This window comes from Amycolatopsis sp. NBC_01480 (assembly GCF_036227205.1).
Taxonomy (GTDB): Bacteria; Actinomycetota; Actinomycetes; order Mycobacteriales; family Pseudonocardiaceae; genus Amycolatopsis.
This window is the reverse complement of the sequence record NZ_CP109442.1, coordinates 8,640,294-8,653,947: the sequence shown is the minus strand read 5'-3', so window position 1 is coordinate 8,653,947 and position 13,654 is coordinate 8,640,294. Positions and strand designations below refer to the sequence as shown.

The 13,654-nt window shown below is 70.1% G+C and carries 13 protein-coding genes; 3 read left to right on the top strand and 10 right to left on the bottom strand.

The window, feature by feature from the left end; all coding sequences use genetic code 11:
* Window positions 1-12 precede the first annotated feature (12 nt).
* Window positions 13-768: a thioesterase II family protein gene (locus OG371_RS40815; protein ID WP_329062003.1), complete on the bottom strand. Its 756-nt coding sequence runs from the start codon at window positions 766-768 to the stop codon at window positions 13-15.
* Window positions 769-1,031: 263 nt separating this feature from the next.
* Here OG371_RS40815 and OG371_RS40810 point away from each other — a divergent pair, with 263 nt between their 5' ends.
* The 3 genes from OG371_RS40810 (at window position 1,032) to OG371_RS40800 (ending at window position 6,995) form a co-directional block, all read left to right on the top strand.
* Complete coding sequence (locus tag OG371_RS40810; protein WP_329062001.1) at window positions 1,032-4,064, top strand: non-ribosomal peptide synthetase; 3,033 nt, start codon at window positions 1,032-1,034, stop codon at window positions 4,062-4,064.
* Between the two features lie 91 nt (window positions 4,065-4,155).
* On the top strand, window positions 4,156-6,003 hold the full coding sequence (asnB, locus tag OG371_RS40805) for an asparagine synthase (glutamine-hydrolyzing) (RefSeq protein WP_329061999.1): 1,848 nt from the start codon (window positions 4,156-4,158) through the stop codon (window positions 6,001-6,003).
* Window positions 6,004-6,254: 251 nt separating this feature from the next.
* Window positions 6,255-6,995, top strand: a complete 741-nt coding sequence (locus OG371_RS40800; protein ID WP_329061997.1) for a glycoside hydrolase family 75 protein — start codon at window positions 6,255-6,257, stop codon at window positions 6,993-6,995.
* Window positions 6,996-7,093: 98 nt separating this feature from the next.
* On the opposite strand, the gene OG371_RS40795 is transcribed toward OG371_RS40800, so the two are convergent.
* The 9 genes from OG371_RS40795 to mrf all read right to left on the bottom strand — a co-directional run bounded on the left by OG371_RS40795 (window position 7,094) and on the right by mrf (window position 13,585).
* Window positions 7,094-7,366: a DUF6295 family protein gene (locus OG371_RS40795; RefSeq protein ID WP_329061996.1), complete on the bottom strand. Its 273-nt coding sequence runs from the start codon at window positions 7,364-7,366 to the stop codon at window positions 7,094-7,096.
* Window positions 7,367-7,406: 40 nt separating this feature from the next.
* On the bottom strand, window positions 7,407-8,150 hold the full coding sequence (locus tag OG371_RS40790; RefSeq protein WP_329061994.1) for a dienelactone hydrolase family protein: 744 nt from the start codon (window positions 8,148-8,150) through the stop codon (window positions 7,407-7,409).
* On the bottom strand, window positions 8,147-9,862 hold the full coding sequence (locus OG371_RS40785) for an MFS transporter (protein WP_329061992.1): 1,716 nt from the start codon (window positions 9,860-9,862) through the stop codon (window positions 8,147-8,149). Before OG371_RS40785 ends, OG371_RS40790 begins: the two co-directional genes overlap by 4 nt.
* Window positions 9,859-10,302, bottom strand: coding sequence for a MarR family winged helix-turn-helix transcriptional regulator (locus OG371_RS40780; protein WP_329061989.1), 444 nt, complete (start codon window positions 10,300-10,302; stop codon window positions 9,859-9,861). Before OG371_RS40780 ends, OG371_RS40785 begins: the two co-directional genes overlap by 4 nt.
* Before the next feature lie 79 nt (window positions 10,303-10,381).
* Window positions 10,382-10,735, bottom strand: coding sequence for a DoxX family protein (locus OG371_RS40775; RefSeq protein WP_329061988.1), 354 nt, complete (start codon window positions 10,733-10,735; stop codon window positions 10,382-10,384).
* Between the two features lie 81 nt (window positions 10,736-10,816).
* Window positions 10,817-11,920: a GTP-binding protein gene (locus OG371_RS40770; RefSeq protein WP_329061986.1), complete on the bottom strand. Its 1,104-nt coding sequence runs from the start codon at window positions 11,918-11,920 to the stop codon at window positions 10,817-10,819.
* A complete protein-coding gene (rpmF, locus tag OG371_RS40765) occupies window positions 11,917-12,075 on the bottom strand; it encodes a 50S ribosomal protein L32 (protein ID WP_329061984.1) in 159 nt (52 codons plus the stop codon). The genes OG371_RS40770 and rpmF overlap by 4 nt, the downstream gene beginning before the upstream one ends.
* Complete coding sequence (locus OG371_RS40760; protein ID WP_329061982.1) at window positions 12,075-12,338, bottom strand: type B 50S ribosomal protein L31; 264 nt, start codon at window positions 12,336-12,338, stop codon at window positions 12,075-12,077. Before OG371_RS40760 ends, rpmF begins: the two co-directional genes overlap by 1 nt.
* On the bottom strand, window positions 12,335-13,585 hold the full coding sequence (gene mrf, locus OG371_RS40755; protein ID WP_329061980.1) for a ribosome hibernation factor-recruiting GTPase MRF: 1,251 nt from the start codon (window positions 13,583-13,585) through the stop codon (window positions 12,335-12,337). Before mrf ends, OG371_RS40760 begins: the two co-directional genes overlap by 4 nt.
* Window positions 13,586-13,654: the final 69 nt, after the last annotated feature.

The following is a 13,654-nucleotide window of genomic DNA, read 5'->3' as shown; positions in this document are numbered from 1 at the left end:
TGGTCGAGGTGGTCAGGTGGTCCCCAGCCGGTCGCGGACCACCTGCAGGACCGCTTGCTGGTGCTGGGTCAGGTAGAAGTGGCCGCCCCGGTAGACGTTCAGGTCGAACTCGGCGGTGGTGTGCTCGCGCCACCGCTCGACCTCGTCGACGGTGGCTTTGGGGTCGCTGTCGCCGGTGAGCGCCGAGATCGGGCACCGCAGCTTCGGGCCCGGCAGGTACCGGTAGGTCTCCGCGGCCTTGTAGTCGGCGCGGATGGACGGCATCGCCATCCGCATGATCTCCTCGTCGCCCAGCGCGCGGGAGTCCGTCCCGCTGAGCGCGCGGATCTCGGCGATCATCCCGTCGTCGTCCTTGAGGTGGACGCGTTCGTCCCGATGCGCGGAAGGCGCGCGCCGGGCCGAGACGAACAGCCGGACCGGGGCGGGCAGACCGGCCTGGTCCATCCGCAGGGCGATCTCGAACGCGAGCGTGGCGCCCATGCTGTGGCCGAAAAACGCCACCGGGCCGTCGAGTTCCGGGCGCAGCGCCTCGAATGCGGCGTCGGCGAGCTGGCCCAGATCCTCGATACACGGTTCCCGCCGGCGGTCCTGCCGCCCCGGGTACTGCACCAGGCCCACGTCGATCCCGGGCGCCAGCGGCTTGGCCATCGGCACGTAGAAGCTCGCGGAGCCCCCGGCGTGCGGCAGGCAGATCAACCGCACCGCACCGGGACGAGCCACCGCCGGGTGCCGCACCCAGAGATCACGGTCGAGTTCGGTGTTCGTCACGGTCACCTTCCGACAACGGGGGCGGGAGCGCGGCCGTCCGGGGAGCTGTTGAGACCGCTTGACCGGCATCATGCGAGGCGGCTGTGCTTTACGGCCAGCCGCCGTAACACCGAAGTTCTCGGGTTACTTCTAGTGTCGGGCTTCGAGGTTTAGTGAGAACCGCAGTCGCAGCCGGGCATAGTCGCTCGGGCGAGCGGAGCGTCGAGTCCTTTCGGGGCAGTCCGGCCGCGCCCCACGTCGGAGGACTGAGGAGCTGAACCCGGATGAGCGGTGACAGGAACGAACCCGCGAGCGCACCCGCCCCGTTCACCCGGCCGGTGGCGCCGTTCGAACGCTGGTACCTGGCGTTTCCCGAGTCGATGGCTCCGGTGATGACCTTCTGCGTGGAAGGGGTCGGGCAGGTCGGCTTGGCGCAGTTGCGCGACGCGGTGGCCGTGGCGTCGGAAGCGTGTCCCGGTGCCCGGCTCCGCCTGCGTGGACGGAACTGGATCGACAGCGGCGAGACCCCGCCGGTGCGCGTCGTCGAGGGCCGTGACCTGGATCCCTCGGCGCTGCACGAAATCCCGGAGCTGCGGTCCCCGTTGCCGGACGGCACGGGGGCCAACTGCGAGGTGCTGCTGTTCGATGGCCCGTCGTCGGCGCTCGTCTTCCGCGTGTCGCACATCGTGATGGACGCGCGGGGGATGCTGCTGTGGATAGCCGACGTCTTCCGGGCGCTGCGCGGCGAAGCGACGGCCGGCGCACCGTCCACTGTGACCATTCTGGACCTGGAAGACCCGCTCTACCGCAAGGCCGACGTCTCGAAGGAGGAGCACACCACCCCGTCGCTGCTGGGCATACCGGCCGACGCCGGGCAGGCCGGGCTGCAGTGGCGCCGCCGGACGATCGACGGCACCTTTCCGGCCCTGGCCGCGAAAATCGCCAGCCGGATCGCCGCGAACAGCGGCCGGCCGCGGGCCTCGATCAGCTTCCCGGTCGACCTGCGGCCGTTCCACCCGCAGGTGCAGTCGGTCCGGTCGACGTCGAACCTCTCCCTGACCGTCGCGCTGGACATCCCGGCCGGCCAGGGCTGGGAGGCCACTTACGCGCAGGTGCTCACCATGCTGTCGGAGCGCTCCGGCGAGGTCCACGCGCCCGGTCCGGAGATCCTCGGCACGCCGCTGGCGGCGTTGAGGGTCGTGATCAGGGGACTCGACCGCCGCGCGCGCCGCCGCGACCGGTTCTCCCTGCTCGTCAACGTCAACAATCTCGGCAGGCTCGACCCGCTCGCGTTCAGCACCGGGGAGTTCGAAGCCACGGGGATGTACCTGCTCGAAAGCCAGGAACCGGCCAGCCCGCTGAGCCTCGCCGTGACCGAGACGGACAGCCGTACCGAGCTCACGCTGGCGTGGTGGGCGGGCGCCGAACAGGGTAAGCGCGCCGATGCCCTGCTCGACGACCTCTGTGAAATGTTGTCACCGGCGGAAAACCGTGACTACAGCGAGATCCTTTCGCCGGTACCGCCTCGAACCCCGGCGATGCCCGCCGGCCGGGGAGTCGTCGACCAGTTCCGGGCCCAGGCCAAGGCCACCCCGGACGCCGTCGCGATCAGCGGCCCCGAAGGCGATATCAGCTACGCCGAGCTGGAACGGCGGGCGCGCGTGGTCGCCGCCGCGCTGCGGGACCGCGGGATCGGACGGGACACCGTGGTCGGCCTGCTGGCGGACCGCACGGTCGCGGCCGTCGCCGGCGCCTGGGGTGTCCTGCTCGCCGGCGCGGCGTACCTGCCGATGGACACCAAACACCCGGACGGCCGCGTCCGCACGCTCCTCGAGGACGCCAAGTCCCCGGTCTGCCTGGTCCAGAAACCCCACGACAGCAGGGATTGCCTGCCGGAGGCCTGCGATCGGCTGGTCCTGGACGACCTGCCGTTCTCGTCCGAGCCGCCGGAGATCGACGGGACGCCGTCGGGCGGCGACCTCGCCTACGTCGTCTACACCTCGGGGTCCACCGGCAAGCCCAAGGGCGTCGAGATCGAGCATCGGAGCCTGAGCAACTACGCGAGCTGGGCCGTCCGGGACCACGGCATCGACGCTTCGACGCGGCTGCCGCTGCTGTGCTCGCTGTCGTTCGACGTCGCGGAGATCTCGCTGATCCTGCCGTTCCTGGTCGGCGGCACGCTGCTGCTGATGAAGGACGAGCTCAGCCACGTCGCGATCCAGGAGGTGCTGGACAACGGGGCCACGATGCTGTCGCTCACCCCGTCTCATTTGGACTTGATCACCCGGCTCGACCTCGAACCCCGTGACGTCCGGACGCTGATCGTGATCGGCGAGCAGTTCACCCGCTCGGTCGCGGTGCGGGCGCGGGAACTGTTCGGCCCGGACTGCCGGATCATCAACCTGTACGGGCCGGCGGAGGCGACCATCGGCGTCAGCCACCACTTCTTCGACGCCGAACGCGACACCGGCGCGGCCGTGCCGATCGGCGAGCCGCTCGACGGCGTCACGTTCCACCTGCTGTCGCCGGACCGGCAGTTCGTCGCGCCGGGGGAGACCGGCGAGCTGTACATCGGCGGGGTCCAGCTGGCCCGGGGCTACCGCGGCCGGCCGGACCTCACGCGGCAGCGGTTCGTGCGGATGGCCGACGGCAGCCGGGTCTACCGCACCGGCGACATCGCGCGGCGCCTGGAGTCTGGGGCCGTCGAGTTCTGCGGGCGGATCGACGACCAGCTCAAGATCCACGGCCACCGGATCGAGCCGGCGGAAATCGCGCAGACCCTGGAGACCCACGAGGCCGTCGCGAGCGCGGTGGTCGTCGCCCGCCCGCGGCCGGGCAGCAAGGACAAGGCGCTGTGCGGGTACTTCCTGACCGTCGCGGACGTCGGGATCCCGGACCTGATGGCGTACCTCGAAGAGCGGCTGCCGCACTACATGGTCCCGGCGGTGCTGCTCGAAGTCGACGAGATCCCGCGCTCGGTCAACGGCAAGGTGGCGGTCGGCTCGCTGCCGGATCCGTTTGCCACCGCCGGAACCCCGGCCGCCACCGGCACCGGGCCGCTGGACGACGTGGAGAGCGAGGTCGCCAAGGTCTGGTCGCAGGTGCTCGGCGTCGAGACCGGCGCGATCGAGAGTGCGAGCGACTTCCACCGCCTGGGCGGCGACTCGGTTTCGCTGATCACGATGGTGGCCATGGTGGCCCGCCAGGTCGTCGGACCGGCGGGGGAGCGGGTCTTCACCGGGCGGATGCCGGAAATCATTCGCGACGCCACGGTCCGCCGGATCGCCGAACTGGCCAGACAAGCCAGAACGGCCTGACCCGGCCGAATACTGGGAGTTTCACCGTTCCCGTCGTGGAATGGTCCGTGGCGGGCGTACTTCGCGCCCGCACTCGAGAGGAGCGGGCAGAATGTGCGGTATCACCGGGTGGCTGTCCTTTCAGCGGGACCTGAGAACTGACCGGACGGCAGTGGGCGCCATGACCGGGACGATGGCGTGCCGCGGCCCCGATGCCGAGGGCACTTGGGTGGACCAGCACGTCGCGCTCGGTCACCGCAGGCTGGCGGTGATCGATCTCGACGGCGGCGCGCAGCCGATGACCGTGGACACCCCGGACGGGCCCGTGGCGATGACCTACAGCGGTGAGGCCTACAACTTCGCCGAATTGCGTGCCGAACTGCACGGGCGGGGCCATCGGTTCCGGACCTCGAGCGACACGGAGGTCGTGCTGCACGCCTATCTCGAGTGGGGCGAGGCTCTTGCCGACCGGCTCGACGGCATGTACGCGTTCGCGATCTGGGACTCTCGTGACGACAAACTGGTCATGGTCCGCGACCGGCTGGGCATCAAGCCGTTTTTCTTCTACCCCACCGCCGACGGCGTGCTCTTCGGCTCGGAGCCGAAGGCCATCCTGGCCCACCCGCTGTCGAAACGGGTGATCGGGACCGACGGTCTGCGCGAGCTGCTGAACGGCTGGAATACCCCCGGGGCCTCGATCTGGTCCGGAATGCGGGAGGTCCGTCCGGGCAGCCTGGTGGTGGTCGACCGCTCCGGTCTGCGCGAGCACACTTACTGGACGCTCGGGCCTCGCGAGCACACCGACGATCTCGACGCGACCATCGCGACCACTCGCGAGCTGCTCGACGACATTGTCGGGCACCAGCTGGTCGCGGACGTGCAGCAGTGCATCCTGCTGTCCGGCGGGCTGGATTCCAGCTCGCTCACTGTCGTGGCGGCCCAGCAGCTGGCCGCTCAAGGCGAACGCGTGCACACCTACTCCGTCGACTTCGTCGGCCGCAACGAAGCCTTCCGGCCCGACCTGATGCGAGCCACCCCTGACTCACCGTATGTGCACGCCGTGGCCGACCACATCGGCGCGGTCCATCGGGACATCGTGCTGCCGTATACCGCCATGGCCGATTGGGACAATCGCAAGGCGGTCATCTCGGCTCGCGATCTCCCGATCGGCATGGCGGACGTCGACGTACCGCTGTACATGTTGTTCAAGGCCATCCGCGAGCACTCCACGGTCGCCCTGTCCGGGGAGGGGGCGGACGAGGTATTCGCCGGATATCCGTGGTTCCACGTTCCCGAGCTCGCGAACGCCGACATCTACCCGTGGATGGTCCCTGTTCTCGCCGAATGGGACGATTCGAACGCCATGGACATGATGAATCCGGATCTGATGGCCGCGCTCGACCTGGAGACCTACTTCAAGGATTCCTATCGCGACGCGGCAGCCGCGGTCGAGTCGCTTCCTGCCGAAAGCGAGCAGGAGCGCCGGATGCGGGTCATGTGCCACCTGCACCTCACCCGGTTCCTGCCCATGCTGCTCGACCGCAAGGACCGGATCAGCATGGCGGTCGGCCTGGAGGTGCGGGTGCCGTATTGCGACCACCGCCTGGTGGAATACGTCTACAACACACCCTGGGCGATGAAGAATTTCGACGGTCGCGAAAAGAGCCTGCTGCGCGCGGCGGCGGGCGATCTGCTGCCGGCCTCGGTCCGGGACCGGGTGAAGAGCCCGTTTCCCTCGACCCAGGACGAACGGTACGCCGCCGAGCTTCAGCAGATGGCCGGGGACTTGGCCCATGAGGCCGATCACCCCGTCTTCCAGTTCACGAACCGCGCCTGGCTGGCCGAGGTCGTGCGGATGGACCCGAAGGAAATCTCGGACAGCACCCGGGAAGCCCTCGACCGCACGATCGACATCGCGACGTGGGTCGACCTCTACCACCCGGAAATCCAGCTGGGCTGAGCCCGGATCCGGCGCGGGTGCGGCGGGCGGGGATGGCGCCGGTGCGGGCGTCATCCCCGGCCTTCCCTCCGACCAGGTGAAGCTGTCGTGCGTGCTCCGGAGAGCGGGACATCTCCTTGAAATCTCCGTGAGGTTCTTACGTGACCGGGGTCTCAAGTGGTTCACTATGTTAGGAAGGTTTCCTAATGAACCCTGGAGGTCGCCCGGTCATGTCATCTCCCCGAAGGCGTTTCGCGGTGGTAGGCGCTGCTTTGGCACTCGCCACACCGCTCGCTGTCAGGTCCGCCGACGCCGCCACGGCGGTCACGTCGGAAGCGGCAGCCACCAACGCCGCCGCCCCGTCTTACACGGCCGCGCAGGTGCTGGCCGGCGTCAAGAAGAACAGCACGAAGGCGAACCAGGTCAACTCCAAGCCCCACATCAACACCATGACCCGGGCCAAGAACGTGAACGCGTACCAGGTGGCCAAGGGCGTCTACGCCTACAGCTCCAGCCTGGCCGTGGACACCGACGGCAGCGACCCGGACCCCGATCCCGACCACCAGGGCTCGACGACTTTCAACGACAGCAACGGCAAAGCCCTTGGCGCGCACCACGTGCCGTTCTACGTGCTGGGCGACGACTGCTACGAGAACACCAGCCCCTGCCCGCACTTCTTCTACAAGGAACACAACATCAAGGGCCGCCAGTTCGCCCTGATGTTCTACAACGGCAAGGTGATCGGCTCGATCTTCGGCGACACCCAGACCGGCAACGACCAGACCACCTCGGACAACGACTCCCGCGAGCTGGGCGAGGCGTCGGTGAAGGCGGCCTCGCTGCTCGGCATCAACAGCAGCGGCACCGACGGCGGCGTCGACAACGGCGTGACCGTGGTGATCTTCTCCGGCTCGGACTGGGTCGTGAACGGCAGCAACAGCAACCTGAACGCCAACGCCCAGGCCCTGGTCTCCAAGGCGCTGGACACCCTCGGCTCGAGCATGGGCCTGTAGATCTTTTCCCGTGGCCGTCAAGGACTCCTTGCCCGCGCTCAAGGCAGGCAAGGAGTCCTTGACGCCCCGTCCCCCGCGCCCACCCCGGCGCGGGGCGGTTACTGGTTGCGTGAGGCGAGCCCCGCCGGTGCGGCGTTCAGCGCGGTGTGGATCGCGTCGGCCAGGGCCAGTGCGTCCTCTTCGGTCAGTTCCAGCGCGACGCGCGCGGACGGGCCCATCGACGGGTTGAGGAAGTCGATGTTCACCGTGTGCGCGTAGCCGGCGTGCGTGGGGTGGTCGACGTACACCGTGGCCTCGCTGAGGCCGAACCAGCCCTGGGCGCCCTTGCCGCTGCCCTCGACGGCGATCTTCTCGGTCAGGTAAGTGCACATGCTCGGAGTGTCCTTTCCGGACGGTGAGACGGTCGGATGGTCAGGCGGCCAGGTGGCGGCCGTAGAACTCGAGGATCTTGGCCCAGCCGTCCTTGGCCGCCTCGGGGCGGTAGCTCGGCCTGTCGACGGCGAAGAACGCGTGCCCGGCGCCGTCGTAGGTGTGGAACTCGTGCTCCTTGCCGAGCCGGTCGAGTTCGGCGGCGAGCACCGCGGTCTCCTCGGGCGCGGGGAACTTGTCCTCGGCGCCGAAGATGCCCAGCAGCGGGGCGGACAGCCGCGGCGCGAGGCCGAGCAGTGGCTTCATCGTGGCCGGCATGCCGGGTGGCGGCTCGTTGACCACAAACGCGCCGTAGCAGTCCACGGCCGCGTCCACCGGCAGCGAGCAGGCGGTCAGGAAGGTCTGGCGGCCACCGGAGCAGTGCCCGATCACGCCGATCTTGCCGTTCGCGTTGTCCAGCGCCTTGAGGTACGCGGCCGCGCCCTCGACGTCACCGACCAGCCGCTCGTCCGGCACCCCGCCGGCGGCGCGGACGGCCGCGGCGGCGTCGTCCGGGCTCGCGCCCGGCGCCTCGCGCGAGTAGAGGTTCGGGCACAGCGCGGCGAAGCCCTCGGCGGCGAAGCGGCGCACCATCTCCTTGGTCGAGGCGTCGTAGCCGGGCATGTGGTGGATCACCACGACGCCACCGCGCGGCGCGGGGTCCAGCGGGCGGGCCAGGTACGCCTCGATCTCGTCACCGCCGTGCCCGGTGATCGTGACGGTGCCCGCGGTGAGCGTGTCGTTCATCCGTTCTCCTTCTGCTGGGCGGAACTGTCCTGGACGGGTTCGGCGTGGAAGTAGCGCTTGCCGCGGGACACCGAGGCGAGCCCGGCGACCAGCGCCATCACGGCGGCCGCCGTGAAGACCGTGACCAGCCCGTGGTGGAACGGGCCGGAGATGAGGCCGGGGAAGAACTCCTTGCCGGTCAGCGCGGCCGCGTCGGCCGGCGGCAGTCCGGAAAGGACACCCGGGCCGAGCAGGTGCGCCATCGGGTTGCTGCCCAGGAACGCGGCGAACAGGGTGCTCACCGGCGGCAGCTGCGCGACGTTCGTGGCCACGCCGGCCGGCACGCCGTGGGCCAGCAGGCCGCCGGTCAGCGTCTGCGGCAGCGAGCCGGCCAGCCCGGCGATCATCAGCGAGAAGAACACGCCGATCGACAGCGCGGTGCCGGAGTTCTGGAAGGTCGCCCGCATGCCCGAGGCGACCCCGCGCTGGTGGTCCGGCACGCTGCTCATGATCGCCGAGGTGTTGGGCGCGGAGAACATGCCCTGCCCGAGCCCGCTGATCACCAGCAGCGCGGCGAACGCCGGATAGCTGAAGTCCACCGGCAGCGCGAGCAGCCCGAGGAACGAACCGGCGACGAGCACCAGCCCGCCGGTGGAGAACAGCCGCGCGCCGAACCGGTCCGACAGGTAACCCGAAACCGGCCCGGCGATCAGGAACCCGATCGTCAGCGGCAGCAGGTAGATGCCCGCCCACAGCGGGGTCTTCTCGTAGTCGTACCCGTGCAGCGGCAGCCAGATCCCCTGCAGCCAGATGATCAGCATGAACTGCAGCCCGCCGCGCGCGATCGCGGTGAGCAGCGCGGCCAGGTTGCCCGCGCTGAACGCCCGGATCCGGAACAGCGACAGCTGGAACATCGGCGCCTTCACCCGCGTCTCGATCACGCAGAAGGCGATCAGCAGCAGGATCCCGGCGCCGATCCCGCCGAGCACCCACGGGCTGCCCCAGCCGGTGGCCGCGCCGCCGTACGGCTGGATGCCGTAGGTGATCGCGGCCAGCAGCAGCGCGGTGCCCACGGCGAAGGTGATGTTGCCGCCCCAGTCGATCCGGGCCCGGCGCGGCTCGCCGATCTCGCGCAGGCTGCGGATCGACCACACCGTGCCGAGGATGCCGAACGGCACGCTCACCCAGAACACCGCGCGCCAGTCGATCTCGGCCAGCAGCCCGCCCACGACCAGGCCGAGGAACTGCCCGGCCAGCGCGGTGATCTGGTTGATGCCCAGCGCCATGCCGCGCTGCTCGCGCGGGAACGCGTCGGTGAGGATCGCGGCCGAGTTGGCGGTCAGCATCGACCCGCCCACGGCCTGCACGATCCGCCAGCCGATCAGCCACATCGCGCCGCTGCCGGCGTGGAACGGGTCGAACGACAGCGCCACCGAGGCGACGCTGAAGATGACGAACCCGACGTTGTACATCTTGACCCGGCCGAACATGTCGCCGAGCCGGCCGAGCGTCACCACCAGCACGGCCGAGACCAGCAGGTAGCCCAGGATCATCCAGAGCAGGTAGCCGATGTTGCCCGGCGCCAGCGGGTCCAGCCCGATGCCGCGGAAGATGGCGGGCAGCGAGATGATCACGATCGACCCGTCGAGGGCCGACATCAGCACGCCGAGGGTGGTGTTGGACAGCGCGACCCACTTGTAGCGGCCGCCCGGCGCCGTGGCCGTGGTGGTCACAGCTCGTCCGCCAGCCGTTCGAGCAACGGGATCACCTCGATGAGCCTGCGGCGCTCGTCGGCGCTGAACTTGCCGGCCAGCGCCTCGGTGAGCCGCCGGGTGTTGTGCGAGCGCCGGTCGGTCAGGAGCTTGCGCCCGGAGCCGGTGACGGACATGACCACGCGCCGCCCGTCGGCGGCGTCCGGGCTGCGGGAGACCAGGCCGCGCTCGACCAGCCCGGCCAGCGTCACGCCCATGGCCTGCGGCTTGACCCGTTCGAGCTCGGCCAGGCAGCCGGGCGTGGCCGGGCCGTCGCGGTCGAGCCGCGAGAGCACCGAGCTTTCCGTCAGCGTCGCCTCGCCGACGACGTACCCCTGCCGCATCCGCCGCACCAGCCGCCCGAGCACCACCCGCAGGTCGGTGCCGGCCTGGAGCAGCTCCTTGCCGATCCGCTCCGTCACGATCGTCAACCTAGACTGATAAACCTGGGTTGATCAACCTTCACGAAACGCCCTGACCGCACCGAAAAGCGCAGTTCGGTCAGACGGTGGGGGAGCCGAGGTTCAGCACCAGGGAAGCCGCTGCCAAGGCGAGGAACACGACCCCGCCGACGAGCTGACGGGAGCCGACCCGCAGGTGGGCGGCGAGCGCGCCGAGGAAGTACAGCACCAGTCCGCCGGCGGCGAGGACGCCCAGCAGCGGCACCGCGAGCCCGGCCAGCAACCCCAGCGAACCCGCCGCCAGCGCCGCGCCGAGCAGCGGCACCCACGACCGCGGAACGCCCTTCATATCGGCCTGCGCCAAGGGGTAGTCGTGCCGGATCAGGTAGAACGTGGCGGCGGTGCCGGTGAACACCGAGGTGAGCAGGGTGACGGTGAGATAGGCGGCGTACATGGACGTCCTTTCCGCGGGGCTGTCCACCCGGGGACGGGACAGCCCCGCGAAATGTGACACCGGGTCCGGTTTGCCCGGAACTCAGTGGACGTGGACCGGTGCCCACTCCGGGAACGGGTCGCCGCTCACCGGCTCGTCGGTGAGACACCCGCCGAGCGCGGCCAGCAGAGCGTCGCCGTCCAGGCCGACGCCGATGAACACCAGCTCCTGCCGGTGCCCGTCGGCGACCCCCTGTGGTTCGAACCGCGCCACGCTGCCCGCCTGCGACCACAGCCCGAGCGTGCCCGGCCGGGAGGCGAGCGTGAAGAACCCCTTCGACCGCAGCACAGTCCCGAATTCACCCGGGCCCGACTCACCGGGACCGAGCCGTGAGGTCACGAAGTCCCACAGCCGCCACGGGTCGAACGCCCGCCCGGCGCGGAACACCACGCTGGAGATGCCGTACTCCTCGGTCTCCGGCACGTGGTCGCCGTTCAGCTCGGCGACCCAGCCCGGCGCCTCCTGCGCGCGCTCGGCGTCGTAACGCCCGGTGCCGAACACCCGGTCCAGCGGCACCCGGCCGAAGCTGGACGTGACCACGTCGGCCGCCGGGTTCAGCCGCCGCAGCGCGGCCACCAGCCGGTCCCGCTCGGCGGCCGGCACCAGGTCGGTTTTGTTCAGCAGCAGCACATCCGCGAACTCGACCTGGTCCATCAGCAGGTCGCTGACCGTGCGCTCGTCACCCTCGTACTGGTCCAGGTGCCGCTCGACGAGCGAGTCGCCGCCCGCCAGCTCGCGGCCGAAATTCACCGCGTCGACGACGGTGACCATGGTGTCCAGCCGGGCGTCGCGCAGCACCGGCCCGCCGTCGTCCCCGGTGAAGGCGAACGTGGCCGCCACCGGCATCGGCTCGGAGATCCCGCTCGACTCGATGAGCAGGTGCTCGAACCGGCCCTCGGCGCCGAGGCGGGCCACCTCGTCGAGCAGGTCCTCGCGCAGGGTGCAGCAGATGCACCCGTTGGTCAGCTCGACGAGCCGCTCCTCGGTGCGCGACACGCTGTCGCGCAGCAGGGCGGCGTCGATGTTCACCTCGCTCATGTCGTTGACGATCACGGCCACCCGCAGCCCCGCGCGGTTGGCGAGGATGTGGTTGAGCAGCGTCGTCTTCCCGGCGCCGAGGAATCCGGAAAGGACGGTGACCGTCACCGGTCCAGCCGCTGGAAGTGCTTGATCAGCTTGCGTGGCACCAGTTTCCGCTCACCGTCCACAGTGATCGGCACCAGGTCCGGCACGGCCGCCTTCCACTGCGCGCGCCGGGACCGGGTGTTGCTGCGCGACTTCTTGCGCTTCGGGACGGCCATCAGCGGGCACCGCCCGGCGTGCGGCGGCCGTAGCGGCGGTGGAACTTCTCGACCTGGCCCGCGGAGTCCATGATCCGCTGGTTGCCGGTCCAGAACGGGTGCGACCACGAGCTGATGTCGACCGTCACGAGCGGGTACGTGTGCCCGTCGGTCCACTCGATGGTCTTGTCCGAGGTGGCGGTGGAGCGGGTCAGGAAGGCGTCGCCGGTGGAGGTGTCCTTGAAGACCACGGGGTGGTAGTCGGGGTGGATGCCGGGTTTCACTGCGTTTCGTCCTTTCGCTGGGCGGCCGTCGCGTGCCGGTCCGCCTCGGTTTCGGTGTCCTCGCACGGGTCTTCGTGCCATTCCCCGAACGGATCGGGGTAGTCGCGCCAGGCTGTCTCGCCCTCGGCCAGCTCCTCGTCGGTCAGCAAGGCGCCGAGCAGCGCCTGCTCGATCTCCTCGGGCGCCGCCTGGTCGGTGACCACCACGAGTTCCTGCGCGCGGTCGCCGTGCACCGGGTCCCAGCGCAGCGACGCCAGCGTGCGGCGCTCGGGGGAGACCTCGACCCAATCGGGGCCGCCGGGGGAGGCGAGCCACGGCCCCGCGTGCCCGATGCCGAGGCCGCCGCCCGCCGACTCGATCCAGAACGCCACGTCCGGTTGACTCGCCACCCAGGCGCGGCCGCGAGTCCGCACGACGCCGTCGAGCAGCAGGTCGATCGCGTCGTGCAGGCGCTCGGGGTGGAACGGCCGCTGCGCGGTGAACACGAGCAGCTCGATGCCGCAGTCCGGGTGCAGCGGTGGCTGGCCGCGCAGCAGGGCGCCGTGCATGTCGCCGACTTCGCCGCGGCGCGCGTCGGCAGGAACAGCGGCGTACAGCCCGGCGACATCGGTCCGGCTCAGCTCGACGCGCGGCACCGACGGGGCGACGCGATCGAGCACCGCGGCCGACTTCGCCGCGTTCCAGGCGTCCGTCGCCGCGCCGGCGAGCACCAGCACGTCGGCGAATTCGGCTTGTGCGAGCGCGACTTGCGCGACGGTGCGCTCGTCTTCGGGGCTGCCTTGCAGAGCGCGCTCGACGAGCAGCTCGTCACCGGTGGCGTCGTCGAGCCAGGTGGCGCAGTCCAGGACGGTGAACACCGCCTCGATCTCGACGTCCTCGCTCACCGGCCGGTCGCCGACCAGCACGTGCTGGATCGCCCAGCTCACCGGCTCGGGCTCCATGGCCTCGTCGAGCCGCACGACGATCCCGCTCACCTGCGGCATCCGGGCGAGCCGGCGCAGCAGCGGCAGCAGGTCCTCGCGCAGCGTGCAGTTGACGCAGCCGTGCGCGAGTTCGAGGGCGGTCAGCTCGTCGCGAGGGCCGAGCCGGATTCGCCGCCGCACGACGCCGTCGCCGATTTGACGCAAATCGTGGTGGACCACGGCGATCCCGGGGCCGGCCCGGCGCAGCAGTTCGGACAGCTCGTCGTTCGGTTCCGGGGCGAGCCCGCTGACGAGGACGAGCGGGACACGCGGGTGTTGGGTCACTGAAGCTCCAGTTGACGGGGCGGGGTACGGTGGCAGCGTAATTGAAAACGAATGTCACTACCAACTCGG

Bases quoted from the DNA above. Each gene is read 5' to 3' on its own strand.
- OG371_RS40810 (WP_329062001.1), top strand. From the start codon at position 1,032: ATGAGCGGTGACAGGAACGAACCCGCGAGCGCACCCGCCCCGTTCACC.
- OG371_RS40790 (WP_329061994.1), bottom strand. From the start codon at position 8,150: ATGAACGACACGCTCACCGCGGGCACCGTCACGATCACCGGGCACGGC.
- asnB (WP_329061999.1), top strand. From the start codon at position 4,156: ATGTGCGGTATCACCGGGTGGCTGTCCTTTCAGCGGGACCTGAGAACT.
- rpmF (WP_329061984.1), bottom strand. From the start codon at position 12,075: ATGGCCGTCCCGAAGCGCAAGAAGTCGCGCAGCAACACCCGGTCCCGG.
- OG371_RS40775 (WP_329061988.1), bottom strand. From the start codon at position 10,735: ATGTACGCCGCCTATCTCACCGTCACCCTGCTCACCTCGGTGTTCACC.
- OG371_RS40795 (WP_329061996.1), bottom strand. From the start codon at position 7,366: ATGTGCACTTACCTGACCGAGAAGATCGCCGTCGAGGGCAGCGGCAAG.